The organism is Gottschalkiaceae bacterium SANA (assembly GCA_036323355.1).
Taxonomy (GTDB): domain Bacteria; phylum Bacillota; class Clostridia; order Tissierellales; family GPF-1; genus GPF-1.
The window spans coordinates 3,106,623-3,132,984 of the sequence record AP028876.1; the positions used below are offsets into that span (position 1 = coordinate 3,106,623).

Sequence of the window (26,362 nt, forward strand, 5' to 3'; positions counted from 1 at the left end):
TTCCCCCTATTTCATGGCCAGGTTCTTCAATCCTGACTCCAAATCTTTTCTCGATGCAAAATACAAAAGCAATGCCGGAATCAAATACAAGACCGACGCCCCAAAAGCTATGTTAAAATCCTTGCCAGCCGAAGTGGCCAGCACCATGGACAAGGGAAACTTGGATGCATCCGACAACATAATCAATGGTTGTTCCACCATATTCCAGTAATCAATAAAAGACAAAACAGCCAATGAAAAAACAAATGGTTTGGCAATGGGCATGACCACCTGCCAAAAGATGCGAAGTTCGCCTGCTCCATCCACCCTAGCTGCCTCAATCAATTCATCAGGTATTTCACGCAGATACTGCTTCATGTAAAATACGGCAAAAGCGTGAAATATTCCTGGCAAGTATATGGCCGCTGCATGATCATAGGTTCCCAGTCGAATTGCCATAATAAAATTGGGCACCAGGGTCACCTGAAAGGGGATGAGCATAGCCACCATAAAAAGATAAAAAAGCGGATCTCGAAATCGGAAGCGAAACTTGGCAAACCCATAGGCAGTTAAGGTGCCAACTACCATCTGGCCCAATACAATCGGCAAAACCAAGCCCAAGGAATTCCAATACATTTTCAAGAAATCCAAACGGTTAATCAGTACCGTAAAATACTGGCGAAGCGAAAAGCTCTTTGGAATCAGATGCCAGAGGCTAATTCCCTTGCCACTCTCTAAAATTTGCTTAAGACTATCAAGTTCGGTTTTGCCCATGACACTCATCAAAACCGTAATAAGCAGGGGCAAGGCAAAGGCAAAAGCCAAAATCACTCCTGTGCAGTTGATCATTACTCTTATGCTGTTCCTCTGTTTCACACCCCTTCCCCCTTTCGATCAATTGCCAGCATTGCTCCAACAAAGAGAAGGACACCAATCAATACCGTCAATGCGGCCACCGATAATTTCTGATAGTCCAACACCAAAAATAAATTGTTCATATAATGCTGCAATGAATAAATGCTTTGATCCGGATAGCTGCCCAAGAGCAGATAAATTTCTCGAAAGGCCTTAAAGGCATTCAACACCGAAATCATGATTACAAAGATCAAGGTGCCTCGAATCGAGGGCAGGGTGATCAAGCGAAACTGTTGAATCTGATTTGCCCCATCAATGGATGCAGCTTCATACATAGCACGATTGACATTTTCCAGCGCTGCGGTAAGAATAATGACGTTGTAACCGATATTCTTCCATAGAAAAAGCAACAACACCGTCACCAAAGCCATTTTAGAATGATAAAATTCCACCGGACCCGACCCAAAATGCCGAAAGATGGTATTCAATACCCCGTCGTAGCGGAAGAACAAGTCAAATACCATCATGACCGAAGCTGTTGGAATGATCATGGGAGAAAACAAAACCGACTGCACCACCGTTGGATACCAAGTCATGCGCTGCACCAGCAGAGAAATCAGCAATGAGATTACAGTAATCGATATCACAGCCAAACTTACAAAAACCATTGTGTTGCGAAATGCCAACTGGAAAACGACATTGCTTAAAACCTCGGCAATTTTGCCAAATCCCCATTCGCCCGATTCATTTTGCAGCGCATACATCACCATCCGTCCCATGGGAATCAAGTAAAAAACGCCCAAACCCAATAGACCTGGTGCAATCCACCCCCATCCACTAGGTATTCTATTCCCTCTTCTTTCCATGACTTCCTCCTTTTCCTTGTCTTAGTATAAAACTGCGAAATATGAAAGTCGTGTTTAACTTGTAAAAAAGATGTGAAAAAAACGAGGCGTTTTCACGCCTCGCTTTTCATTCCTTATTCAATTTCAATTTTCTCGGCAAATCGTTCCGTTTCATTTTGTACAACCATAGCCATATAACCACTATGAAAACTAATAAAGGCTGTTGTGTCGTTCCGCATTACCATCAAGACTTGATTCTCCGGGTGATCGGGGGCTTCATACCTAAACCAAAACCATTCCGTTTGGTCTTCTGGAACCACATAGCGGAACTGGGCTTTCAACAGGGGTTGCACATCTCCCAGCAAGTGCTTCTCCACAACATAAGCGCGTGCCTTTTCTTCCATCATCTTCCGATCCATCGGTTCGTCCACCAAGCCTTCTTCCCAAAATGGATTGCTTATCTCCAATATCCGTTGGGTGTTTCCTTCAAACTTCCCGCTGATTGTCACCTGCCTAGCCGGATCTATTTTCGCCACACGATAATAGCCCTGGTCCAAAGCAGCAGGATATTTTTCCTTGATTGCTGCCACCCATTCATCATCCAGTCGTTCCCATTCCAGCTCCACTTGTTTGGCATTTTGATAGGCAATGGATACCATATACTCTTCTTCATTCTTGGGTACCGTTAAAAAGTTTTGAAATGCCCACTCCGCCTTGCCCAAAAGATTCTCATCATATGTCGTGCCAAATTCTACAAGTCCAATTTCTACTGGCAAGGTGGCTTGCACCATAGAAGATACCTTCACATGATCCACCAGCACCTCTCCTTTTTTTACTTTTTGATCGGATTCGCAAGCGCTGCATAGCAGTGCGCCAACCACCAAAGCAACTAAGAGTATTCGCTTCATCTCTGCACCTCCTTGAAAATCATGGTGACAGATGTTCCTTCATTCAATTGACTTTTGATTTCAAACCTACCCTGGTGTATTTCCAAAACCCGCTGGCAAATGGACAAGCCCAGCCCTGCACCATGATGCTTGCGGGTACGGGCTTTATCCACCATATAAAAGGGTTCCACAATCCGCGCTATTTCCGTCTCTGCCATGCCTATGCCATTGTCTTGCACCCGAATCTGCATTTCGTGATTTGTGAAATGCAGGAAGACAGCAATTTGTCCCCTCTCTTCAACCGCCTTTACAGCATTATCTAAAATATTTTTCAACAACACTTTAAAATAATCCGCTTCCACAATCCAAAAGCCTGGCTCAAGATCCGCTTCTATATGAATATCCTTGTCTTGAAATCGCGGCACCATTGCCTGCAAAACCTCTTTAATCAGCCCATCCATAGATGTGTTTTCAAATGCAAAGTTGCCTTTGCGCAGCAGAATCAGGTCCATTAATTTCATAGACAATCTTTCTAAATGGCGCCCTTCCTCCCAAATCACCTGCAAAGCCTCGGTACGAGTTTCTTCATCTGTTTTTGCATTGCGAAGATACTCGGCATAGCCGATCACCGACGTTAGGGGTGTTTTCATTTCATGGGTAAAGCTTTCAATAAAGGCTTCCTTTTCACGATTCGCCGCTTCTAAACGAATCGTATTGTCTTGGATGGAAGCAGCCATCTGATTCAAGTGATGACCGAGCAGAGCAAACTCATACCCATTTTGTTCCGGTAGCCGCCTCTCCAAATTTCCATCCGTCATTTCTTGAGTCATTTGCACCATGGCTTTCAAGGGTTTTGCAATAGACTGACTGATCAAGAGCATGAAAAGGGAAAAAAGCAATAGAGCCAAAACCTCCGACTGAAAAAACAACCTCCACTGATGGTCAATCATCGTGTAAAAATCAGTGATATCCCGCGCATATGTTAAGTAAAACCATTCACCATTTAGTTGAATCTGACTGGATACAAAAAGCAAACTGCGGTCTCCGTGATCACGGATAAGAGTTCGCCTCTCATCCCTAGAAGAAAAATTCAACTCTGGGCGTTCCTTTGGCCATTCCATGTTAAAATTTGATGCAACCTGACTTCCGTCCTGATCAAGAATCTCCACATAGACTTCTGGCAGCGTTTCAACTAAAATCTTCAAGTACCCTTGAATCAAATCACGATTAAGTATAGACAAGTCAATCCCCATGCCCGAAATCATAGGAATCTGTTCCCACAAACCATAGACAATCGTTGCTTCTTCATTACGGCTGCGTTCCACTTCCCGCCTTAGTCCCGCATTTTTACTCTCCTCCAGGTTCACATAACCCGTTGCATTAAAAATCAGCAGGAAGAGCAAGACTGTAAAAAGATAAATTTTTAAAGCCAGTTTCATCTTATCCCTCCCAACGATAACCAATCTTATAGACCGTTTTTATCACATCACCCAAGTCCAGTTTTTTGCGAAGCTCCTTCACATGCACATCTACGGTGCGGGTCCCCCCTGCAAAATCCATGTCCCAAACCCGATCCAGAATCTGTTCGCGTGACAAGGCAATATTCTTATTTCGAAGGAACATGCAAAGCAACTCATATTCCTTTAGTGTCAAATCAATCACCTTGCCATTCTTTCTCACACAGCGTTCATCTTCTTGCACTTCAATGTGACCAAACCGCATCACAGGCTCAATCTTCCCCGCCCTGCGCAGCACCGATTCTACCCGTGCCAAAAGCTCAATACCTTCAAAGGGTTTAATCATGTAATCATCAGCCCCCAACTTCAAGCCTTTAACCCGATCCAACACATTGACCTTAGCCGTTAAAAAAATTACGGGCACTCCAGAACCGCGCACCTCTTCCATCACTTGGAAACCATCGATGCCCGGCAGCATAACATCCAAAAGAACCAGGTCATATCTATCCTTTTTTATCTCCTCAACCGCAGCCAAACCGTCAAAAACGACCGAAGTCTCATACCCACTTAAATGAAGGTTCATTTCAATCAATTTGGAAATATTCACTTCGTCCTCAACAATCAAAATTCGTTTGCCCATGGCGGTCTCCTTTTTTCTTATTGTACCATAATCAAATCAGCCAACTTCCCGCTTCTTTTTCAAACTATCACACCATCATAGAGAAGTTGCGTAAGACTTGTAAGGAAGTTGTAAAATCTTCAAACCACCAAGAGAAAGGAAAATCGCCTCAACAAAAAAATCTATCCCAAAAGGATAGATTTTTTCCGCTTCGATAACGCTTTGCTACTTCTGTACAGATTTACGATGTACAAGTCGTGTTATTCCATCAATCTGTTCAATAACAAAGAAATCAATGGTGTAGGTGGTCTGCCCTGCTTCATCCGTTTGCAGGTGGATCTCGAATGTCGAGTCAGTTCCAGCTGGTATGCCTTCAAGCCAGTCACCTTCAAAGCTTGTCATTGGAATATTGATTTCATGACCTTGATAGTTCAAGAGTAAATCTCTGGCTCCTTTACCCATTCTAGCAATCAAATCGGCATAAGGAATTTGTAGGCGTACATCCTTTGCTTTTGATCGAAGAGGCACTCGATAATCGATCAAGCCATTTTCATCTTTTTGAATGATCAAACCAAAGCACAAATCATCGAACCGTGCAAGAGTCTGTCCTCCAAATGTGCGCTCCGCAACAAGATGATGAAATCGACCGGGCACTATTTTGGCTTCTTTGTTCACGCTAACCGTATAGGTTTTTGCCAACCCATCTTCCGCTGTTACAACAATGGGGATGATTGTTGACTCTTCAAGTAACTCAATCGGCATGCTGACCGTGCCCGATGTTACAGCCAGCCCATTAACCGTCATGCTTGCTTTCTCATCTGCAAGGGTTCCTGTTACTGTAAGGCTGGTTACACTTCTTGCCACCCTTACCGCATAACTGGTTTCTCCGGCATCAAAGCCTGGGGTCAAAGAACCTTGGCTAACCACTAATCCACTTAGGTCATTATTGCTGCTTAGGGGTGTCGGTTCTGCTTTGGTTACGGTCAGTGTATAGGTCTTATGATCCGTTTGGTACTCTGCCGTTACAACAATTTCTATCTTGGTCTCTTTTTCAACCAGTGCAATAACTTCACTAGCACTTTTCCCATTTACCGACACGCTTGCGTTGATATCATCCACAAGTCCCGCCACGGTAATGGCCCGCGTCTCATGGGCTACCGTAGTCGCATAGACTATTGTTTCTGGATCAAAAATTGGGTCTAGTGTGCCAAGACTCGTGGTCAAGCCACTCAATTTTACAGGCTCTGGCATCTCCGTAACAACCTTAATTGTATAACTCTTTCGGTCTCCAACCTGAGGGGTTACATCAAAGCGAAACAAGAGATCATCTGGATCTGGATGAAATTCAATTTGTATGGTTCCGTCTTGGGCCATCATGATTCCACCAATCATTGCGGCCCTCATGTTCCCTTTAATATCGGCGACCCTCACGATTGTACCCTCGCTTGCTGGTGCTGTGGTCACTTTGACTACTCTAGGAAGGGCTACTCTTCCTGAATTAGGATCAAATTCAATTTGTGGATTGGCCACAATTAAGTACTCGGTTTGATCCGGGCTAAATGCCGGATACAAAGTGCCTCCGCTAACGACTAGGCTGCCCAAGTTGTTTTTCTCAACAACGGGTGCTGGGGCTGCTTTGGTTACGGTCAAGGTATAGGTTTGGTCGCTTCCATCTTCCGCTGTTACAAGGATTGGAATAATGGTAGCAGATTCCTCGTTCAATCTAACCATTTTACTGGCCGGTCCGCCATCAATCGACACATTCGCTTTGCTATCCGCTGGTGTTGCTGTCACGCTAATTCCCTCAGTTCCGCTGGCTACTGTTGCTGTATAGGTCTTTGTATCCGCATGGAATTCGGGAGATAGGGTTCCAGGAAGTGCCCCTTCGCTGAAGGTCAATGCACTTAAGTCCTTATTGCTGCTCAATACGACCGGAGGAGCAGCTTGTCTAAATACGGAAATAGAATAGGTGCTAATGGTTTGCCCCAATACATCAATAGTCAGTCGATTAAATCCAACGTTCAATCCTATCGGATCAGCCCCTCCAGAACGCATATTCAAAGGCATCGGCATGGTAGGCGCGTAAATATAAACATCTAAACTAGGTTCTATGGCATTTGCAATTACGCTAATCATACTCACTTCATTTCCTACAACTACCGCATAATTTAAACATTCTGGGTTGAATACAGGTGTCAGTGATCCATTTCTTATTCGTAAGTTGCCCAATAGACTCATAGGGTCTATGGTCTGATTCTCACTATTATTCACCTTTAGGGTATAAGTTTTTGTACTTCTATCCTCCGCCGTCACATCGATATCAAGTGAAGCTTCTCTAGGTAGAGGTGGAATCAATCCTTGATTAACGCCCAGCTGCACGAACTCGGGTGGACCGGTGAATGATATGGCCGCATGGGTATCTTCCGTCGTTCCCGTCACTGTAATTGGCAAGTGAGAGCCATCACCCACAACCACATACTCGGTTTGATCCGGGCTGAAAGCCGGAAGCAAAAACCCGTTTGCAATGGTCAAATTACTCAAATTACTGTTGTCGCTAAGGCCTAAAGTGTCAATTTCACCCTCTGTGTTCAAGGGATCGGCAAATACCGGAAAACTGACTGCCTGCAACAAGAGCAAAAAGCAAAGTACATATACAATCCTTCCCATTCCTTTTTCTTTTCTCATTCTAGTCCTCCTACTTTTTGTTTATTTGAGTCATCCTTCTTCACATATCCATCAAATTCCAATGAGTGACAATGACTCTAAGCAAATTAAAATTAACTTGCTTATTATGAAAAAAAGACGACCATAGTCGTCTTCTTTCTAATCATTATCTCCAGTATATCCCAGAATATAAGAAGTTTCATCCACAAGAACTTTACATTTTCTTACAAGAAAGAAAGAGCCTCGATGAGTTTACCAATAGGCTAGTAAATACTTTGGCGGTGTACAAGCTTTGTCTTTTCATTTACCTGCTCAATGGTCAGCACTTGTATGGAAACAAGAGTAATTTCCTCTTCATTTTGTTGTAATTGAATTTCAAAATATGCATCGGTTTGACATGACATCTTTGCAAACACATCTGCACATTCAAACTTTGACATGGCAATCTGAATCTCTTTTCCTCCATAGCTAATCACCATTTGGTCCAATTGATTTTCAATCCGCCTTGCAACATCTCCATAGGGAATACAGAGATTTACCTTTGCATCCTTAGTCCGGATGGGCACAAGATATTGCTGTGCACCTGTTGCAGAATCTTGTCGTTTGACCAAACCAAATTCATTGGCTGCATAGCTTGCCATGGTTTTTCCACCTTTGCGGTGTTCTGCAATTAGTGGACGAGATGAAGAGGCTGGGCGATTTTGCACTTTCTCTTCCTCGTCTGTTTGCCATACACACTTCACGGCTTCCCACAGGAGTCTCTCTTCTACAAGCGATTGACGTAGATAAACAGTCTCTCCATTAGGACCTTCCGTGATCGCAGCTGCTGAATGATCCACAGGTGTTTGGTCAATGAATTCTCCGTTCAACGTGTATCGCTGTAAGTAGGATTCTTTCAAGGCGCCCACCTCTACCAATACCACAATGGCTTCATCCGTTGTGTAAAGTCCCTTCAGTTGCATATTGGCTTTTACAACATCCATTTCTTCCGGTTTTGCAGGAAGCTTAAGAGAAAATTCATTGACAAGACCTTGACCCTTTTCTACAAAGTAGTCCATGACTTCGGTCCCTTCAAACCGTACGATTCGAATTTCTTCTCCCCATTCATTGTCCGACTTTAACCTGCCGCCATAGACTATCTGTTTGCCGTCAGACGTAAAATCATAACCGCTAACCTGGCTATAATCAAAACGCTTATCCCAAACATGCATGGAATTCTCTAATCTGCTTTCTATGGGAATTCCAATCTGTGCTGAAAAAATAGGGGTACCAGCATGATACTGGTAATTCATATAAAAAATATAGTCCGCTAAACTTCCGTTTTGAGCCAAGAGGCCGCTGCACCTAGAATCGTAAATTCTCCCCGACATCGCTTGCGGTGTCTCTCCGCTCAAGCGAAAGAGATGACCTCTAGTCCGATGAAGCTTTTCAATACTATAAACCTCATTGCCGTCAAACACAATCTGTCCACGATCATATCCCATTATTTCCGGATATTGTGGCTGATTAATCTTGTCCCCATTCGAAGAATACACCCATTGCACCGGTACATGATCCCAATTATGCGTCGAGTAGTCCTTTGTTAGAATGACGTAATATGCATCTTCCATGGCAGAATAGGTCAAACTTTTTACGTTCTCTTTATTCACTTCAACACCTGTCTCGATCAACTCTTCCATGGTGAAAATATTTTCATGATCGGCTCCCATAGGATCCGCTGCTGGTTCGGCAGTCATCGCAAATCCGCAAGCCTGTAGTGATATCATTATAAGTAGTGCAAAAATACCCGTTTTTTTCATAGTCATACCTCCACATTTCATTATACTGGTAATTTCGGAATGCAAACTTACAATTTCTTACAATCCATCACTAAGTACTCATAAGTTTCATCAGATTTTCATCTTTTTTTTATTCTCACCTAACTTCCCTGCCATAAAATAGGCTTATCAAGTTATGAAAAAAAGGAGTATGAGATTATGAATGAAACGATGCAAAGATTTGGGGATTTTCTTAAACGATTTCTGATTGTATTATTCGGCGGTTCTGTAGGAATCGGTTTGATAGGAGGCAGCGCCATTACCGTATTAATCGGGGTAGTCAAATCCATGGGCTATTTCCCTGAAATTGTTGTTCGCGTTGGCTTTTGGGAGCTAGCTCAGTCTTGGATTATGCCCGTAACTGGCATTGTTGGAGCTCTATTACTCGTAAGTGGCCTTTGCTGTCTTCGTAAAGCTTTCGCCCAACTTTAAAAAGAGTTTATAAAATGGTTATATTCTATTCATCTTAACTTTAAGACTTGGGGGTATACTAAAGTCATAATAAAAAAAGTAAGGAGGTCACATAGATGAGTATGATCATGATTCTTTCACAAGGACTACTAATGGCGATTGGGGCTGCTTACATTGCTTCAAGTTTCATGGAATTTAATTTAAAGGAATCAATGGAAGCAGTAAAGAACTAGGTGAAAAGTCAAAAAAGTAGCTAATGAACCCTAGTAAGAGGTTCTAACGATATTGCAAGTCAGATGACTGGGAGGAAATGCAGATGATGATTACAGTTTTAAGCCGAGTCTTTATGATGATCGGAATCGCAACCGTATCAACAAAACTAATGGAACGAAGAAGAGAACAAAAGATGCGCATGGTTCCCGTACGAATGAAAAATCAATAGCGACATATAAAAGCCCCGGATTCCGCGATTCCTATCATCGCAGAGTCTGGGGCTTTAACTTTCATGAAAGCGTGATAATTCGTCCATCTTTCTCGACGTCATGGTATACTAAAATCAAAGACTATCAGGAGGAAAAAAATGAGTTTCCCATTTAATAACATGCTGTTTTTGGCTATACCCGTTTTCATTCAAATCGCCGTTATTTTTGGCGTGATCCTTTTAATTAAAAAGGCCATTCAAAAGAACAATGACCATGCAGATGGTTTCCCTTCTAGTCGCGGTGCCATGCGCATTCTGGATGAACGCTTCGCCAGGGGTGAAATCGATGAAATCGAATACTTGAGAAAAAAGGATATGCTAAAAAGACAATAGGAGGAAGAAGCAATGGCTATCATGATGATTATTCCCATAATTGCATTTGTCCTTGTTTTAGTGATGATTTTAACTGCAATGAAAAGTAAAAACAATACAGACCCGTCGCAAGCAAGATCTTCGAGCAATGCCATGAAAGTTCTTGATGAGCGCTTCGCCAGGGGTGACATCGACGAAATCGAATATTTGAGAAAAAAGGATATGCTAAAAAGACAATAAGAGGAAGAAGCGAGAAGTTCACACTTGTGGACTTCTTTTTATGAGACGTCCATTCAAAAAGCATGTATAATAAAGGAAGGTATTTTACAAGGAGGACTTATGAATCAATTACGCATTAGCAAATTTACCGCCCAAGATGCTTGGGAGGTTGGTCAAGAACTTTATAAACTTGGCTTGAAACTTGAAAAGCCCATTGCCTTTGAGGTCTACGCCTATGGACAGATCCTCTTTCGCCATAGCTTTGGGGGACTTTCTCCTGACAAGGAGATCTGGATCGAGCGCAAGCGTAAAACCGCCATCCATTTTGCCACATCTACCCTGTCTACAGAAGAAAAGATGGCCAAGGACCAAACGACCATTAAGAAAAAATATGGTTTGCCCAATGAATCCTATGTAGCAATCGGCGGTTCCATCCCCTTAATTTTAGAAGACGGTGGCGTCATTGGAGCAGTTACGGTTACCGGTTTAAAGCCTGAAGAAGACCACCAGATTGTTGTTAATGCCTATTTGGAAAGCTTGAAAAAATAATAAATTGGTCAAATTTGAAGCTTCCCTTGGGAAGCTTCTTTTCATCTCTGCCAATGTGCAGATTTCCGGCAACAAGTTTATCCTTAAAAAACGCTTTCCTGTGCTAGAATAAAAGTAATCAAGTAAGGAGGGATTTTATGACGCATTTCTTCACACTCCCCACCAAGATCCATTTGGAAAAGGGAGCCCTAGACGATTTGCCTGCACTTGTAAAAACCTATGGCAATCGCGTATTCTTAGTGACAACAGCAAATCGCCAACCTCTCGCGGATCTATATGCCAGGATTAAGACCCAACTAACAGAAATCGACTGCACGGTTTATCATTTTGACAAAGTGCAACCGAATCCACCCGTGGACATCATCGAAATGGGAATCCAAGAACTGCAAGCATTTAAGCCCGATTTGGTCTTATCCGTAGGTGGAGGTTCCAGTATTGATACGGCAAAAACAGTGGCACTTTTGCATGATCAAACCAATATCGACTGGGCAGAACTTTTTGATCAATTTGGCGATCCCCACGGACAATACCCGCCCGTGGCAAAGAAACGCATGCCTCATATCGCTGTTCCAACAACGGCAGGCACCGGTTCAGAAGTCACTCAGGCGGCCGTACTTTCCATGGGACACGACAAACTAACCATTTATCATCCCCAGAATCGATCGGATCATGCGATCCTGGACCCCATGCTGACCCTAACACTTCCGGCAAAACTCACTGCAACCACTGGATTCGATGCATTCACACACGCCTTTGAATCTTATATTCATCCCAAAGCAACCCCATTGGGAAAGCGCATGAGTTTTTCTGCTATGGAGTTGATCGTTGACGCTCTGCCAAAACTGGCCAAGCATCCCAATGATCTTGATCTTCGACAGAAGCTGATGGAAGCCCAAGTCTTAGCTGGAATTGGTCTTTCCAATGCCGGTGCAGACGCACCCCATCCCTTAAGCGAAATTATTGGTGGCATAAGCGGCATTCCCCATGGCGAATCTTTGGCGCTTATTTACCCCGAGTTTATTCATTATAAATGGAAATACGCTCAAGCCGATTTTGCAGCGGTCGCCCGGCTCTTTGATCCAAGCCTGCAAACCGAATCCATGGCCGCCCGTGCTTTAGCTGTCCATATAAAATTGTTCATTCGCAAGATCGGTCTCCCCAAGGGTTTCTCCGCCTATACAATACCAAAATCCCAATGGGAAGAGATCGTGAACTCCCCTATACTTGGTTTCCTCCCCTTTGGAAGCAAGGAAGATTTAACCGACATTTTAATTCAGGCAAAAGAAAGGTAATACGAGCAGTAAAACACCCGGAAATTTCATTCTTTCCGGGTGTTTTGCTGTCTATTCGGATAAAACTGTTGGTTACGCTGAAAATTACGCAGCAAAAAACCCGGATTGCTCCGGGTCTCGCCGCGCTATACAAGGGTGTGCGTCGCGCAATCTATGTTGCATTTTGCAAAAAAGCTTATAGAAGTTCGAATCCTGCCGTAAAGTGACGAAGAGATGTAATGGGTCCTTCGTAGACAAGCTTCATGCCCTTATAGGTCTCTCTATTATCGTAAATATCGCCCAATGCATTGGCAATAACATCCATGTGAGAATTGGTGTATACCCGGCGAGAAATTGCAATTCGCATGGTTTCCAGTTCTGGCCAAATCGGCTCTCCGCTTTCTTTGTCTTTGGATCCGAAGGCGCAGGCTCCTAATTCAACCGCTCGCACGCCTGCCTCTTCATAAAGGGCAACGACCAAGCGTTGTGATGGAAATTCATTCTGTGGAATCTGTGGAAAGAATCGACGACCGTCTACATAAACACCATGTCCACCGGTTGGTTCGATAATTGGAATGCCCCGTTCTTTTAATTTATCGCCCAAGTACTTGACTTGATTAATGCGATACTCCAAATACTGCTCATCGCAACCTTCTTGAAGTCCAACTGCCAAGGCTTCCATATCACGGCCGCTCATGCCACCGTAGGTAATAAAACCTTCATGTACAATGGCCATCACATTGGCTTGCTGATAAATTTCTTTGTTTCGGGTAACAAATAGTCCACCCATATTTACCATGCCGTCTTTTTTCGAGCTCATGGTTGCTGTTTCACAATAAGAGAACATCTCTCTTGTGATTTCCTTAATGGCTTTGTCTTGGTAGCCTTCTTCCCGCTGTTGAATAAAGTAAGCATTTTCCGCCATGCGGGCTGAGTCCATAACCACAGGAATGTCGTACTTGGCTGCCAATTCCGACACCTGGCGAATATTCTCCATGGATACGGGTTGACCCCCATTGTTGTTGCAAGTGATGGTGATAATGACAACACTAATATTCTCTTTGCCCTTCTCATCAATCAATTCCTGCATTTTATTCAAATCAATATTTCCCTTGAAAGGATGAGCGGCACTAGAAGAATCCATGCCCTCGTCAATAACATAATCAACTGCCAAGGCCCCCAGCATTTCTGCATTTCCTCTAAAGGTGTCAAAATGCATATTACCAATGGCATATTTTCCTTTTTCTGCATAGATCTGCGCCATAATGAAATCAGCCGCACGTCCCTGATGTGTCGGTTGTACATATTCCATACCGAAAACATCCTGTACCGATGCCTCTAATTTATAAAAACTTTTGCAACCCGCGTAGGACTCGTCACCCAACATCAAGGCTGCCCATTGCTCGTTACTCATAGCCGAAGTTCCACTGTCAGTCAGGCAGTCTATGTAAACATCCTCCGCCTTTAAACGGAATGCATTGAATTGCGCTTCCTCAAGGGATTGCTGACGTTCTGCCTTTGTTGACTTCTTGATGTGTTCGACCATTTTAATTCGAAATGGCTCTGCTGTCATATACTTCATTTTGATCTCCTTTCAAGGGTTATACCCGTATTTTCTTTCAATTTTGTGCACACGAAACCCCAGGAAGCCCCAAATGGGGACCCGGTTGCTTCGTATTATTCACTTTCAGTCACGCTTTATCTGGTTTGCTCGAACATCCCAATGGGATATTATTCCAGACCGTATTTTATTGCTGCCGCATCAATCGCTTCTCGGCATGCTTTGGTTCCGGCTTTAATTCCGTCTGGATGCTTGAAGATCGCTGACGAAAGAATCACAATATCCGGGTTGCAAGCAATCAATGGATCCATGTTATTGAATCGCAATCCGCCGTCAATGGCAAGCTCACAACGAGGATTTTTCTCGTCAATCAAGGCGCGTGCACGTCTAACAAGATCCGGTGCAGATTTTCTCCAACCCCAGTTGTCGGCGCCGTCGGTTTCATCCACTCCGTGTACAACCACATGAAGTCGATCGATATCGTTAATGGATTCTTCCACAAAACTCAATGGTGTGTAGCAACCAATGGTTAAGCCGATCTTAATGCCAAACTCTCGGCAGTAATTGATGATATAAGCCAAAGGCGCTCCAATAAAGTGCTCTGCCGGCAAGACCAGCATATTGGCACCCGCCGCTGCAATTTTCTCAATAAAAAGTCGATCCATGGTCTCTGTATAGATATGGCATTCAATTGGTTTTTCCGTAATGGGACGAATCGCCTCAACGATTTGATGACCACCCATCAATTGCATGTTTTTCAAGTCATGCATATCGGCTGCATCGGAATGTATATAATCCGCACCCGCCTCATCTGCTTGTCGTACTACATCGGCAATATGTCCATAATTAACATGAGCCAAGCCCGCCGCAATTTTAATGTGTTTCATAGTATCACTCCTTCCTGTCTATATCCTATCATCCCGTTTTCACCCTGTCCGATAAAGGTTTTGCCACTAGTTTTGCAAACGAACAAGGCGTTTTCGGTTGACTTCTTCATAGTATTCTCGAATTAATTTGCTTACCCGATTCAAATCATGCTTCAAAAAAACCGTTGGCAGCACAAGGGAGTGAACGTCCTTTGGAACCGTCACATCTCGCGAGGAAATCACCAGATCTACCTGGCTCCAATCAATGGTTTGCATCCGATCCACGGGATAAACCTTACCCAGTTCCAATTGATGAAATTCATTCTTTAACACCTCTTTCATCAACTTGATTTCGCCATAATTACGATAGTAAACAATCACCGTTTTCAATGGACGCTTGGACCGCTCCACTGCTGCCGCAATGTGCATGGCTATATAACCCACTTCTTCATCGGGAATGGGAGAAGAAAAAATATCTTCAAAAATCTGTCGACTCTTCTCAGCAATTCGATAAGCGTCTGAATATGTTTTTTTAATTTCTTCCAAATGATCATTCTCAAAATTTTTATCATATTTAATCTTATTAAAAACAGACTGCAGGTGATGGCTTAAGCCCAAAAAGAAGACCTCTTCATGCTCAATTCGGTAAAATTTCTTGGCAGTTTCCACAATCTCGTTGGTTGCAATCCGGTTGATCACCATCAACTTCTGGCTTGCATTCCATCCCGGTGTTTCCGTATGGGTTTTTGAAGCAAGTACCAAGCCCAAAAGATAGGCCCACTCCTCTTCTGGCAAAAAGACATCAAAGCGTTGCTGGGCAAATGCGTTGAGACCCTTAACTCGATCAAAGATGGGCAGGGTGGATAAATCCAACAACGTTTCCGGCCAAAGGGTCACTCGATACCCCGCCTTTAACCGCGTGATGGCAATGCCTATGCGAATCATGAGTCGAATGCGGTCCGCCGTTACAAAGGTGATGCCTAGCCGTTCTTCTATTAAATCGACCAAGTCATTCACATCCTCTTCCTCTACCGTAAAGAGATCTGTTTTCTGGCCGTAGGAAAAGAAGTTCATGGACGCGTAGGCTGTCTCTCCCTGTGCACGCTCCATCATTTCTACAAGCTTGTCATAAGACTCGCTCTGTAAAAAGAGATCTGCAATCGCTTTGCGGATCCGCTTTTCTCCTGCATGAAGCACCAGGGTTTTATCGGCGTGAAAGACCAGTTCAATCTCTCGCTTAGCCAACCACTCACGCACCTTGTCCAAATCCTTATATACGGAAGGGCGGCTTACAAACAGTTCTTCCTGCAGGCTAGTCACTGTTGGTAGCTTTCTAGCCAACAGCAATTGCTGAAGAATATAAAGACGCCGATCTCGGGATGTGTAATCCGTCTTTATTTCTTTTACATTGGCATAGTGATTGTAGATCCGAAACTTCTCGGTTTCATTACCCACCAAGGCAATGCCCACGCCCGTTTTCTTCACCAACTTCACTTGTTTGTCGGCCAAGAGGCTTTCTACCTCTTTTAAATCATTTCGTATCGTTTTGGTGGATACAGAAAGCTCCTCTGCAATTTCCGAGATTGTCAGTACTTGATCGGCGTGGATTAAAATTTTGATAATTCTCAGGGTTCGGCTTTTCACTATATCCCCCTTTCCATTCCTCTGGAAACATTTTGATACGTTTGCTTATCGTTATTGGCTTTGTTTTTGGTTATAATCAAAGAAAGTAATCGGACCCTACTCCGACTTACTCAAGTATCGGTATATCGTCACCTCAGATGTATTTAAGACGCTCGCAACATGGCCGATGGAACCCTTGATCAAAAACACGCCTTTGTTGTCGAGCTTCTTGGTGATGGTCTGTTTCTCCATTGGAGACAAACGCTCCGCTGGCACATCGTATTCCGCCATAATATTCGAAACCACCCGGTTCATAAAGCCATCAACCGGATTTTCAAAACTCTCTAAATACTGCTCTTCCTGGTCCGCTTCATCTGCATTGTGAAAGACACTTCCATTTATAATTCGATCCAGCCTTTCTCGCACATCAATTAATTCGGTTACCCGGTAATTGATGGTCAGCATTCCCTGTAATTCCTGATTTTCATCCTTAATAAACAAAGTGGCGCTCCGTAATTTTTGGTTCTCGTCAACGAATGCGCGATAATTCATTGCATAATCCTTTTTTTCGTAAATCTTTTCATCAAGAAATTTTCGTTCAATGTTTCGAATGGGGTCACCAACATTTCGTTCTTTGTTAAATTGATTTTCTACACAAAGAATTGTTTCCAGTTTCGTATCAAATAAAACAACTTGTGCATCCTCACCCAAAAACTTGGCAAGAAACTTTACAATGGGTTTATATTGCGCCAACATATACCTCACTCCTCCTATATTTAACTTGAATAAATAACCTCTCCATCGATCATGGTCATAACACATGTACTAAGTGCATCCCGAAAAGGGTGTCCATTGAATATGACGATATCGGCATCTTTACCCGCTTGCAAACTGCCAATCCGGTCATCCAGTTTCAAAATTTCTGCCGCATTTCTTGTCACACTTAAATAGGCATCTTCTTCAGATAAGCCTTCCTTCATACAGGCACCCACCACCGTTGGCAAGGTCTCTAAATGCATGGCTGGCAGATCCGTCATAATGGCAATCTTGACCCCGGCATTGGCCAAAATGGCTGCGCTTTTTGGATGCACATTCACGGCTTCCGGTTTATGCGGGAAACCCAAAAAGGGTCCCAAGATGATGGGCCGATTGACTTTGGCCATTTCTTGGGGAATCAAGTAGCCTTCCGACCCATGTTCCAAAGACATGTCCAATTGAAACTCATCAGCAATTCGAAGGGCGGTTAAAATATCATCCACCCGATGGCAATGGGCTTTCACTGGCATTTCTCCCCGAATGACTTTTGCTAGAGCAGCCAGCTTTAAGTCGAATTCTTGACTTGCACCCTCGGCTTCTCTTTTTGCATACGCCCGCGCATTGATCAAATACTCCCGAATGAGGGCCGCCGTCGCCATCCGTGTAACAGGTGCTTTACCGTTTTTTCCATATACGTTCTTTGGATTTTCTCCAAAGGCAAATTTCATGGCTAAAGGAGATTTGATAATTCGGTCTCCATAGGTTTTTCCTGCGGTTTTTAGGGCCATAAACTGACCCGCAATGGGATTGGCACTTCCCGGGCCCGTAGCAACGGTGGTAATGCCCCCCCGTGCTGCCCGTTCAAACTCTGGATCCAAGAAATTCACCCCATCGATTGCTTGAATCTCTGGTGTAATGGGGTTGCTGGTCTCATTGCCGTCATCGCCGGGAAATCCAATACCTGTTTCAAAGATGCCAACATGACAATGGGCATCGATCAAGCCCGGCATGATGATTCCGCCCTGGGCGTCTATTCGTTGAACGTCTTTTGACACCTGTAGATTTTTTCCAACCGCCTCAATTTTGCCATCAACAACCAAAACCTGGCCACCATCCAAAATGCCTTGGTCAGACATGGTTATCACCTTTCCATTTTCTATTAAAATCTGCTTCATAGACTTTCCTCCAAGGCCAAAATCATTTCTTGTATTTCGTTCGCCACCTTCTTCATGCTCCCGGGTATAAACGGACTCTTCAGCCCAACTTCCTCAAGGGCCTCTGTAAAGGATCGGCGACCACTAATTTCGAGCAATTTCTCGTATGCTTGAAAGGCTCCCGCTTGGTCTTTTAGGCTCCACAAGAAAAATTGTAAAGCGCAAACCTGCGCCAAAACGTAATCGATGTAGTAAAACGGCCACTTATAAATATGTACCTGCCTTTGCCAGAAGCGACCTTGATCGTAAAATCCATCTTTTGTATACCGCCTCCAAGGCAAGAACTTTTCTTCCAATGCCTTCCAGGCACTTAACCGCTCCGCAGGCGTCCAATCCGGATTTTCGTAGATTTCATGTTGAAAAGCATCCACTGCTGTTCCATAGGGAATAAAGCTGAGAGCACGCTTTAAATGAAAATATTGATACTTCTTGACCCCTGTCTCACCAAATAGCGCTTCCATCCCCTCCCAAGAAAAGAACTCCATGGTCATGGAATGAATTTCAGCCAAATCTGAAGAGTTTTTTGTGTTCTCCACAAAGACTTCCTTGGAAACCAGGTAAGACTGATAGGCATGGCCACATTCATGGGCAAAGGTCTTCACGGCCCCTGCCGTTTCATTATAGGTTTCAAAGACAAAAGGCGCATGAAATAGAGGAACGAAATTCGAATATGCGCCCATAATTTTGCCCTTGCGAATGCCAAGATCATAAAACTCTTTGTCTCTCAATTCCTGATAAAAATCCTTGGTTGAGGGTGAAAGATTGGAAAAAAAGCTTTGAAAGGTATCCAATAAAACGGGTATTCCCGCCTTTGGGCTTGGATTTCCTGTTAAAAAATCCGTGTTCTCATCAAAATTCATTAAAGATTGCAAGCCCAATCGTTTTTCTTGTGCTTTGAACAAGTCATAGACGACCGGGGTAAGAATTTCTTCCACCTCTCTGCGAAATACCGCCATATCCTCTGGCGTATAACTGGTTCTCCCCATGCGACCGTAGCCCACAGCTACAAAATTATCAAAGCCCAACTTGCTAGCAATTTGTTGTCTGACTTGCACCAAGTCATGAAAAAGGCAATCAAATTCCTTACTCTTTTTCTCATAAGCTGCTTCCATAACACCCGAGAAGATCCGTCTGGTCTCGCGGTCGTCATTCCCCGCAAGTTTCCCCAATTCCGCAATGGAATAGGTCTTCCCTGCCAATTGGCCCGTGATATTGGCTGTCATGGGGAAATACTTGCCAGACAAGGCATTCTCCTCTTCCAACAAATTTTGAATGCAAGGGTCAAAAGCCTCAGCATTCTTCTTTAGTCGATCCACCACAGCCGGGCTTAAGTATTCCCGAATTTCATCGACGTATAAACTCTTTAGAATCATTTGATTTCGTTCTTGAATCAAGCCTTCAAACTCAACCTTGGCCCTTTCAAAAAAGACTTCTTCTTGCTTATAGAAATCATCATTGGTATCCATGGTATGGCGGATTTCACTAATCACCGCCATGGATTCAAAATATCTTTGCTGTCCATCCAAGGACAAAAGTGCATAGTAGGCGTCTTCCACAGACTTTGCCTGGTTGAGTTTCTCCATGGCGATCTGCCAAGCATCGGATATTTCATTCATTTTTGGTCGTTGATAGGGAATCTGCGAAAACTTCATATCCTCACGCCTTTGTAATAGATTTCTTTTTCTTCCACAACCGACTCAATCGATTGCAAGGGGTTACCGGCAAAAACAAGAAAACTGGCTTCCATGCCTGGTGCCAATTGGCCTAAATGATCGTCAATGCCCAATAATTTAGCACTGTTGACCGTTGCACAGGTTAGGGCCTCAATCGGTTTAAATCCTGCTTTTCTCACCATCAGCACCAATTCATAAGCAACATTTTCATAGGTGTTGAAGGGGGTGCCTGCATCGGTGCCAAAGGCAACCATAACACCCTTTTTATGGGCGGTAATCACTGCCTTTCGATGCCTTTGCAGCACCTCTTTACTCTTGGCATGGTCTGGATTATTTGGCTCCGCTTTTAATCCTTCGTTCACCGCATAATAGGGTGCCGACAAGGTTGGTACCAGGGCAATGCCCTTTTCCGCCATGATTTCCATCAAATCTTCCGTAAGAAAAACCCCGTGTTCAATGGAATCCACCCCGGCTTCCACACACCTTCGTATGGCCGTATTGCCGTGGGTGTGGACTGCCACCTTTCTGCCCAGGGCATGGGCCGCATCGGTCGCCGCCTGAATCTCATCCAGGGTCAACTCTGCGGGTGCCGGTTCCGGTCCCGGTGAGTTGACCCCCCCAGACACCATGATTTTTACACAATCCGCACCGTTTTTTATAACTTGACGCGCTGCCTTTTTCATAGCAAGAGGACCATCCGCTTCAATTGATATTGTAAATCCATGACCGCCAGTTGCGCAAAGGGCCTGGCCGGATGCCACAATCTTGGGTCCCATAATAAGGCCTGCTTCAATGGCGTCTCTTACACCCAAAGCATATCCATGGGTCGAACCCAAATCCCGTATGGCGACAACCCCTGCTTTTAGCATGGCTTCAGCATTTTTCCCCGAACGAATCAAGGTCTCGGCAAGCCTTGCTGGCGACTCAAAATCTACACCATTTCCCAAATCGTCTTTTCCCTTAACGATATGGCAGTGGGCGTCAATCCAGCCCGGTGTCACCAGTTCTCCCTTGAGATCAATGGGGTCCGTCGATGTTAAAATCTCCTCGGGCGGATTGCCCGCCCCAATGGCCTGAATGACACCATCTTCCACTTGCATATAAAAAGGAGAGAGAATTTCTGTCCCTGTAAAACACTGTTTTCCAATATATGTCTGTTTCATCTTTTTCCTCACTTTTCCCAATCCAATGGCAGGTTCAAGGGTTCGGTTCCGACTAATACAAAGCGACCATTTTGAATAATGGAAATTTCTTTGCCCGACTCTGTGACACCCGTCACCGCTTTAATCTCATTATAGGGCAAGGTAATGTCGATATGACGATTGAAATACACCCCGTCACCCTGGTCTAACCGACAGGCGGTATGCTCATTTTCTCTTGCAACCATTTCCTTGTTGTCATAGAGGTTGTAAATTTCGGCATCCTCTCCCCTTGCAAAACAAGGATCGCCAATGGCGATATGGGGCCCCATCTTCTCTACCAATAAGATCGGCAATTTTTCAAGCAAATTATGCTTTTTGGCAACGGCAAAGGCGCGGGTATTGCTGCCAATGGCAAACTCACCCATGGTCAGGGTCTCATTTCCCCCCAGCAAATGTTGGCGCACATAGGCGCGATCCCTTTCTTCCTCACCCGTATTGCCACATCCATAACTGACAATGCGACCGTCTTTGAATTTCAGAATCAGATTCTTGTAGCCCACCTTTCGAAGATAGGTTTCCTTCACATGATAAACACCAGTAGTTCCCACTAGCTGGGGTGTTGTAAACAGTTCCCCATAAGGAATATTCAAGTCACCACCACAATTCAAAAAATTCGTCTGTTGATTGGGTTGGTCCAATGGTTTAAGCGAAACGGTTAAATCTGTAAGATTGCCGTTTTGCCCTTTTATGCGCACTTTCCTGCAGGTGTCTAGAACATCGATTATTCGCTGTTGAATCCGTTCAAAGGGTTCTGATTCCTCGATATTCAAATCATAAAAATCTTCGAAAACAGCTTTAAAATTTTCTCCAATCCAAATATTTGGGAAGGTAACCTTGCAAAAAGACAACTCAGAAGGTTTCAAATATTTGCCTTCCGCACGGCGTCTCAATCGCGCACGTGCCTCCATCCACTCCAACTCCTGCTTGCTTGGCCGATAGGCCTTTTCCCCAGGAATGGCAAGCCCGGCCTCTTCACCAAATTGCCCGATTCCAATCATCCCACAGGTATCATCCAAAGGCTCGGCATATTGGTCCATGATTCTTTGGTAATTATTTATAAATAAATTCTGCGCCTCTTCATCGAAGAAGACTGCTTCATCCTGGGCGTGGTCCGTGGCCCACTGGCCAATGTCCCCCATGGACTGGGGGGCCGTAACAACGGGGGTCAAGCCTTTCGCTTTTAATGCTTTTACGGTTTCAATCGCTAGTGCCTCTTGCCCAATCTGATAATAAAAACGAACCCGACGTCGATTTCGTCGATCTCTGCTTTGACTGATAAATCCATGCATAAAACCCCCTGCAATCCGTTCCCCCATCTTCCGCAATTTCTGGGGATCATAGGCGAAAAGGAATTCAGCTAATTTCCGTTCTTCCTTGGTGACAGGTCCTTCATACCGGCTTAGGTATTCAAGATCGGCTGTCGCTGCCATCAAGATTTTTTCATAGGGATTGTCGTTTCCAATTTTTGTTAATCTTTCCATCTCCGCATGGATCTGATGAAGTAAACTCCGCTTTTGATAGCCGATCAATTGTTGGCGCAGTTCTTCTTCCGTCAGCCCTTCGGATTGTCGACCTGCAAGGGCAGTTAATAACCAGCCTTGATCGATGAGCAAATTCTCTTGATTTTCAAGTCTTTGAAACCCTGTTTTCAAAAGAAAAGCGCCCAAAACACCCTCCATGGAAGTCACTTTAGACCAGTCTATCATGGTTTCCGGGAATTTATTCCCCTTACATCTATGAATATAGCCGAAATTCCAAATGGATTCTCCCATCTGTAGAATTTCATTAAAAATCTGCTTGTTTTTCATTTTGAAGATCCCTCACTTTGTTAAAGGATGTCGTTTGCTGTAAACCATGGTGAGCAAGAATGCAATGGTCCAGCCAATGGGAATGGCCGCCCAGATTCCGCTGACACCCATGTGTTGAGACAAGCCTGCCGCCACCAGCACACGTAGAATAATATTTCCAAAAATCATAATCCACATGGGTGTTAAGGTGTTTCCCGTTCCCTTCATGACCCCATGCATAATGGTATAGGTGGAAGCAAAGAAATAACCCGCGCTGACATAGCGCAAATACTCCGTTGCCATAGCGACCACATCCGCATCTTCAATAAATCGACCCGCGATGGATGCGCCAAAAAACCAAATCAAAATCATTAAACTAGCACTGAAAGCCAAACCAAGACGAATGGCGAATTTTTCACCTCGAATCACCCGCTTCCACTTTCCAGCCCCCACATTTTGACCCGTGAAAGTCGTCATTGCCAGCCCAAAGTTAACAATGGGAATGCTAGCCAAAGAGTCTAGTCGCATACCCAGTGCATATGCTGCCGCTGCAGCACCGCCGAATCCATTGACCATTCCCTGAATGACCATGCGACCAGCACTGACAGACCCTTGTAATATAGCCGTGGGAATCGCCAATCGAATCCCTTCCCTAAGCACCCTGCCCGACCATTTTAAATGGAGGGGATGATAGCGCATTTGGGGCAATCGATGATTGGTGTAGATGACACAAGCAAGGAAGGCAAACCCTTGAGCAAGTATTGTCGCCCATGCTGCTCCCGCAGTTCCCCACCAAAATACCAAAACAAAAATCAAATCCAAAACAATGTTAATCCCTGCTGAAATTCCCAAAAAGATCAAAGGAACCAAGGAATTTCCAGTGGCTCTAATCATGCCATTTAGCGTATGATAACCAGCCAAACCAAAGAGACCGATAAAAATAATTTGCAGGTAACTTGTTGCATCAGCTAATACGGATGTTGGCGTTTTGAGTAAAATCAAAAGGGCTTCTGTCGACAAATACCCCGCAATTGAAAGTACAATTGAGGCGCCAAGTATCCCCGTTAAAAGCGTATCTGTAATCAGTCGAAGCTCTTGAGTATCCTTTTTACCAATAGCCTGTGCTAACAAAATTTCCGTGCCCGATCCCAAACCAATCAGAATGGCTGCAATAAGAGTCATCACTGGAAAACTGATGCCCACAGCCGCCAAACCCGGTACACCAATGGCGTTGCCAACAATCCAGGCATCCACGGTGTTAAAACCTTGCTGAATCAAGGCGCCAACAAAAATCGGCATGCTAAATCTAAGGATTTGCTTGCCTTCATGTCCTTGAGTTAAATCGATCTGCATGGGCGTCTCCAATCCGACTGAATGGGTAGAAGCACAGGCGAAGAATTTCTTCTTCGCCCAGCCTCAACAACTTATTTAATGACTACAGAATTGAAATCATATTGTACGGCCAATGGATGCTTAACAAAACCGCTTACTTTTTCTGCAGTTACAGAGTTAGCAACGCCAAAGTTTTGCGGAATAAATACGAATTGATCCAAAACGTATTTTTCTGCTTCCATCAAGTATTGAATTCTTTCATTTCCAACAGCTTCAAATGATTTTTCCATTAAATCAATATATACTTGGTCGTCCCATTTGCCTTCATGATAAATAAAGTCGATCATGTATGCAGGGTCCGGTGTGCCGGCTGTACGTCCGCCGCCTACCACTGAATGGAAACTTCCATCCATTAATTTTGGAATCAACATCTTCACTTGCATTGGTGTTACAATCAAATTCAAATCTAAGTTTTTCGCCCACATTTGCTGAATGGCTTGCGCATTCTTTTTTGATCCCGGGCTATCTACACACAATACTTCCAAGAAATCTTCCATGTCTTCTTTGGTCTTGCCCATTTCAGCCAAACCTTCTGCCAATAATGCTTGTGCTTTTTCAACGGCTTTTGGGTCGTTGCCCATGTCAAATACCAAGTCACCTGCTTGTGCGCGGAAGTCTCCACCATCTAATCCGCGGATTCCCGGTGGCATCATGCCGTATGCTGGAAGGTCGCCGTTGCCCAAAATTTGCTCTACATATGCCTTGCGGTCAAATGTTAAAGAAAGTGCCTCACGAATTTTGATATTGTTGAAGTAGTCAATGTTTGGATTGAACTCAATAAAGCTAACGCGTACTTGCGATCGTGTTTCATAGCCTGGATCGTCTTTGTACATGGAGATAAAATCTTTATTGATTTCCATAAAGTCCAAATCGCCTACAGCATACATGCCCGCAACCGTATTGGTGTCAAGAATTAATGTAATATTAACGGTTTCCAAGCTTACATTTTCAGCGTTCCAATAGTTCTCATTTTTCTCAAGAACGATTTTCGCATCATGTTGCCATTCAACAATCTTAAATGCACCTGATGATACAATACGCTCTGGTTCTGTTCCGTACAAGTCACCAAATTCTTGACCTGCTGCCTGTTGGATCGGCGCGAAACCAGGTTGTACCAGTTCACTTACAAAGTAATCCTTTGGTTTTTCAAGCGTAAACTCTACTGTAAACTCATCCAATGCTTTAACGCCTAATTCAGCAACTGCCATTTCACCCGATACAATCTTTTCTGCGTTCTTGATTGAATAATAATCGAAGGCTTTCTCTGAACCAAAAGCAGGGTCAACGACGCGCTTGAAGCTGTATTCTACGTCATTTGCTGTGATTGGCGTTCCATCTTGCCACTTGGCATCTTTGCGAAGAGTTACGGTAAAGACAGTTGCATCCGCACTCATTTCATAGTCTGTTGCCAAACCAGGAACATAACCATCTGCATTTTCTGCAATACGGAACAAAGGCTCCTGCAATGCATAAAGGATGCTGGTTGCATGGTCATCGCGGAATTGGAACGGATCCAAAATTTGCGGTTCCTGCGGGATATTAATGTTGAACACTTGCTCTACTGCCGGTGCTGCCGGCTCTTCCGTTGTAGCCGGCTCTTCTGTTGTTGCCGGTTCTTCCGTTGCTGCCGGTTCCGTACTTGCGCAACCTGCTAGAAGGGTTGTCATCATTACGAGTAATACGATCCATAAAACAACTCTGTTCTTCTTCATTCGTTTCTCCCTCTTTCTTTTTTTGGCATTGTTCATCTCTGGCTACATGTTTTTCGATTTCACCCTAAATCGAAATTATTGAACACACTTGCTCAATCAACATTTTATCCTCAGATATGAAACTTTTCCTTTTCTACAAAATGACAAACAACAAAACATCTCATTTACCGTTTCTTTACTTCTTAAATGGAAACAACTGCTAATAGCCCT

General features: G+C 44.0%; 23 protein-coding genes. 6 read left to right on the forward strand and 17 right to left on the reverse strand.

Features of this window, described 5'->3' with window-relative positions; translation table 11 throughout:
• Positions 1–6: 6 nt before the first annotated feature.
• From AC25CA_RS15045 to AC25CA_RS15075, 7 genes are all read right to left on the reverse strand, one after another.
• Complete coding sequence (locus tag AC25CA_RS15045; RefSeq protein WP_486814657.1) at positions 7–855, reverse strand: carbohydrate ABC transporter permease; 849 nt, start codon at positions 853–855, stop codon at positions 7–9.
• Complete coding sequence (locus AC25CA_RS15050) at positions 852–1,700, reverse strand: carbohydrate ABC transporter permease (protein ID WP_486814658.1); 849 nt, start codon at positions 1,698–1,700, stop codon at positions 852–854. The genes AC25CA_RS15045 and AC25CA_RS15050 overlap by 4 nt, the downstream gene beginning before the upstream one ends.
• Before the next feature lie 113 nt (positions 1,701–1,813).
• Positions 1,814–2,587: a hypothetical protein gene (locus tag AC25CA_RS15055; RefSeq protein ID WP_486814659.1), complete on the reverse strand. Its 774-nt coding sequence runs from the start codon at positions 2,585–2,587 to the stop codon at positions 1,814–1,816.
• Positions 2,584–4,005, reverse strand: coding sequence for a sensor histidine kinase (locus AC25CA_RS15060; protein ID WP_486814660.1), 1,422 nt, complete (start codon positions 4,003–4,005; stop codon positions 2,584–2,586). Before AC25CA_RS15060 ends, AC25CA_RS15055 begins: the two co-directional genes overlap by 4 nt.
• Before the next feature lies 1 nt (position 4,006).
• Complete coding sequence (locus tag AC25CA_RS15065) at positions 4,007–4,663, reverse strand: response regulator transcription factor (RefSeq protein WP_486814661.1); 657 nt, start codon at positions 4,661–4,663, stop codon at positions 4,007–4,009.
• 204 nt (positions 4,664–4,867) lie between these two features.
• Positions 4,868–7,327 (reverse strand): cadherin-like beta sandwich domain-containing protein, encoded by a 2,460-nt coding sequence (locus AC25CA_RS15070; protein ID WP_486814662.1) that lies wholly within the window; start codon positions 7,325–7,327, stop codon positions 4,868–4,870.
• A gap of 242 nt (positions 7,328–7,569) precedes the next feature.
• The gene (locus AC25CA_RS15075) at positions 7,570–9,105 is read right to left on the reverse strand and encodes a hypothetical protein (RefSeq protein ID WP_486814663.1); all 1,536 of its coding nucleotides are present in this window, start codon (positions 9,103–9,105) and stop codon (positions 7,570–7,572) included.
• 177 nt (positions 9,106–9,282) lie between these two features.
• Between AC25CA_RS15075 and AC25CA_RS15080 the strand changes: the two genes are divergently transcribed.
• The 6 genes from AC25CA_RS15080 to AC25CA_RS15105 all read left to right on the forward strand — a co-directional run bounded on the left by AC25CA_RS15080 (position 9,283) and on the right by AC25CA_RS15105 (position 12,387).
• A complete protein-coding gene (locus AC25CA_RS15080) occupies positions 9,283–9,555 on the forward strand; it encodes a hypothetical protein (protein ID WP_486814664.1) in 273 nt (90 codons plus the stop codon).
• Positions 9,556–9,850: 295 nt separating this feature from the next.
• The gene (locus AC25CA_RS15085) at positions 9,851–9,976 is read left to right on the forward strand and encodes a hypothetical protein (protein WP_486814665.1); all 126 of its coding nucleotides are present in this window, start codon (positions 9,851–9,853) and stop codon (positions 9,974–9,976) included.
• A gap of 138 nt (positions 9,977–10,114) precedes the next feature.
• Positions 10,115–10,348, forward strand: a complete 234-nt coding sequence (locus AC25CA_RS15090) for an SHOCT domain-containing protein (protein ID WP_486814666.1) — start codon at positions 10,115–10,117, stop codon at positions 10,346–10,348.
• 12 nt (positions 10,349–10,360) lie between these two features.
• Positions 10,361–10,567, forward strand: a complete 207-nt coding sequence (locus tag AC25CA_RS15095; protein ID WP_486814667.1) for an SHOCT domain-containing protein — start codon at positions 10,361–10,363, stop codon at positions 10,565–10,567.
• A gap of 99 nt (positions 10,568–10,666) precedes the next feature.
• Positions 10,667–11,095, forward strand: a complete 429-nt coding sequence (locus AC25CA_RS15100; protein WP_486814668.1) for a heme-binding protein — start codon at positions 10,667–10,669, stop codon at positions 11,093–11,095.
• 137 nt (positions 11,096–11,232) lie between these two features.
• Positions 11,233–12,387 (forward strand): iron-containing alcohol dehydrogenase, encoded by a 1,155-nt coding sequence (locus AC25CA_RS15105; protein ID WP_486814669.1) that lies wholly within the window; start codon positions 11,233–11,235, stop codon positions 12,385–12,387.
• 175 nt (positions 12,388–12,562) lie between these two features.
• Here the strand turns inward: AC25CA_RS15105 and AC25CA_RS15110 are convergent, their stop codons facing one another.
• From AC25CA_RS15110 to AC25CA_RS15155, 10 genes are all read right to left on the reverse strand, one after another.
• Positions 12,563–13,948: a tryptophanase gene (locus AC25CA_RS15110; protein WP_486814670.1), complete on the reverse strand. Its 1,386-nt coding sequence runs from the start codon at positions 13,946–13,948 to the stop codon at positions 12,563–12,565.
• A 149-nt stretch (positions 13,949–14,097) separates the two neighbouring features.
• A complete protein-coding gene (locus AC25CA_RS15115) occupies positions 14,098–14,814 on the reverse strand; it encodes a ribulose-phosphate 3-epimerase (RefSeq protein ID WP_486814671.1) in 717 nt (238 codons plus the stop codon).
• Between the two features lie 66 nt (positions 14,815–14,880).
• Entirely contained in the window at positions 14,881–16,437 is a 1,557-nt protein-coding gene (locus AC25CA_RS15120) for a BglG family transcription antiterminator (RefSeq protein WP_486814672.1), read from the reverse strand.
• Positions 16,438–16,533: 96 nt separating this feature from the next.
• Positions 16,534–17,172: a helix-turn-helix transcriptional regulator gene (locus AC25CA_RS15125; protein WP_486814673.1), complete on the reverse strand. Its 639-nt coding sequence runs from the start codon at positions 17,170–17,172 to the stop codon at positions 16,534–16,536.
• 20 nt (positions 17,173–17,192) lie between these two features.
• Positions 17,193–18,347, reverse strand: coding sequence for an amidohydrolase (locus tag AC25CA_RS15130; protein ID WP_486814674.1), 1,155 nt, complete (start codon positions 18,345–18,347; stop codon positions 17,193–17,195).
• Positions 18,344–20,038 carry a M3 family oligoendopeptidase gene (locus AC25CA_RS15135; RefSeq protein ID WP_486814675.1) on the reverse strand — a complete coding sequence of 565 codons (1,695 nt, stop codon included), beginning with the start codon at positions 20,036–20,038 and terminating at the stop codon, positions 18,344–18,346. Before AC25CA_RS15135 ends, AC25CA_RS15130 begins: the two co-directional genes overlap by 4 nt.
• Complete coding sequence (locus AC25CA_RS15140; protein ID WP_486814676.1) at positions 20,035–21,222, reverse strand: metal-dependent hydrolase family protein; 1,188 nt, start codon at positions 21,220–21,222, stop codon at positions 20,035–20,037. Before AC25CA_RS15140 ends, AC25CA_RS15135 begins: the two co-directional genes overlap by 4 nt.
• A gap of 8 nt (positions 21,223–21,230) precedes the next feature.
• Positions 21,231–23,069 (reverse strand): aminopeptidase, encoded by a 1,839-nt coding sequence (locus AC25CA_RS15145; protein WP_486814677.1) that lies wholly within the window; start codon positions 23,067–23,069, stop codon positions 21,231–21,233.
• Between the two features lie 12 nt (positions 23,070–23,081).
• Entirely contained in the window at positions 23,082–24,401 is a 1,320-nt protein-coding gene (locus tag AC25CA_RS15150) for an MATE family efflux transporter (protein WP_486814678.1), read from the reverse strand.
• Positions 24,402–24,472: 71 nt separating this feature from the next.
• Entirely contained in the window at positions 24,473–26,152 is a 1,680-nt protein-coding gene (locus tag AC25CA_RS15155) for a peptide ABC transporter substrate-binding protein (protein ID WP_486814679.1), read from the reverse strand.
• Positions 26,153–26,362 lie beyond the last annotated feature (210 nt).

Bases quoted from the DNA above. Each gene is read 5' to 3' on its own strand.
- AC25CA_RS15150 (WP_486814678.1), bottom strand. From the start codon at position 24,401: ATGCAGATCGATTTAACTCAAGGACATGAAGGCAAGCAAATCCTTAGA.
- AC25CA_RS15145 (WP_486814677.1), bottom strand. From the start codon at position 23,069: ATGAAAAACAAGCAGATTTTTAATGAAATTCTACAGATGGGAGAATCC.
- AC25CA_RS15100 (WP_486814668.1), top strand. From the start codon at position 10,667: ATGAATCAATTACGCATTAGCAAATTTACCGCCCAAGATGCTTGGGAG.
- AC25CA_RS15110 (WP_486814670.1), bottom strand. From the start codon at position 13,948: ATGAAGTATATGACAGCAGAGCCATTTCGAATTAAAATGGTCGAACAC.
- AC25CA_RS15130 (WP_486814674.1), bottom strand. From the start codon at position 18,347: ATGAAGCAGATTTTAATAGAAAATGGAAAGGTGATAACCATGTCTGAC.
- AC25CA_RS15140 (WP_486814676.1), bottom strand. From the start codon at position 21,222: ATGAAACAGACATATATTGGAAAACAGTGTTTTACAGGGACAGAAATT.
- AC25CA_RS15060 (WP_486814660.1), bottom strand. From the start codon at position 4,005: ATGAAACTGGCTTTAAAAATTTATCTTTTTACAGTCTTGCTCTTCCTG.
- AC25CA_RS15090 (WP_486814666.1), top strand. From the start codon at position 10,115: ATGAGTTTCCCATTTAATAACATGCTGTTTTTGGCTATACCCGTTTTC.
- AC25CA_RS15095 (WP_486814667.1), top strand. From the start codon at position 10,361: ATGGCTATCATGATGATTATTCCCATAATTGCATTTGTCCTTGTTTTA.
- AC25CA_RS15125 (WP_486814673.1), bottom strand. From the start codon at position 17,172: ATGTTGGCGCAATATAAACCCATTGTAAAGTTTCTTGCCAAGTTTTTG.
- AC25CA_RS15070 (WP_486814662.1), bottom strand. From the start codon at position 7,327: ATGAGAAAAGAAAAAGGAATGGGAAGGATTGTATATGTACTTTGCTTT.
- AC25CA_RS15085 (WP_486814665.1), top strand. From the start codon at position 9,851: ATGATGATTACAGTTTTAAGCCGAGTCTTTATGATGATCGGAATCGCA.
- AC25CA_RS15155 (WP_486814679.1), bottom strand. From the start codon at position 26,152: ATGAAGAAGAACAGAGTTGTTTTATGGATCGTATTACTCGTAATGATG.
- AC25CA_RS15075 (WP_486814663.1), bottom strand. From the start codon at position 9,105: ATGAAAAAAACGGGTATTTTTGCACTACTTATAATGATATCACTACAG.
- AC25CA_RS15065 (WP_486814661.1), bottom strand. From the start codon at position 4,663: ATGGGCAAACGAATTTTGATTGTTGAGGACGAAGTGAATATTTCCAAA.
- AC25CA_RS15105 (WP_486814669.1), top strand. From the start codon at position 11,233: ATGACGCATTTCTTCACACTCCCCACCAAGATCCATTTGGAAAAGGGA.
- AC25CA_RS15080 (WP_486814664.1), top strand. From the start codon at position 9,283: ATGAATGAAACGATGCAAAGATTTGGGGATTTTCTTAAACGATTTCTG.
- AC25CA_RS15135 (WP_486814675.1), bottom strand. From the start codon at position 20,038: ATGAAGTTTTCGCAGATTCCCTATCAACGACCAAAAATGAATGAAATA.
- AC25CA_RS15055 (WP_486814659.1), bottom strand. From the start codon at position 2,587: ATGAAGCGAATACTCTTAGTTGCTTTGGTGGTTGGCGCACTGCTATGC.
- AC25CA_RS15050 (WP_486814658.1), bottom strand. From the start codon at position 1,700: ATGGAAAGAAGAGGGAATAGAATACCTAGTGGATGGGGGTGGATTGCA.
- AC25CA_RS15115 (WP_486814671.1), bottom strand. From the start codon at position 14,814: ATGAAACACATTAAAATTGCGGCGGGCTTGGCTCATGTTAATTATGGA.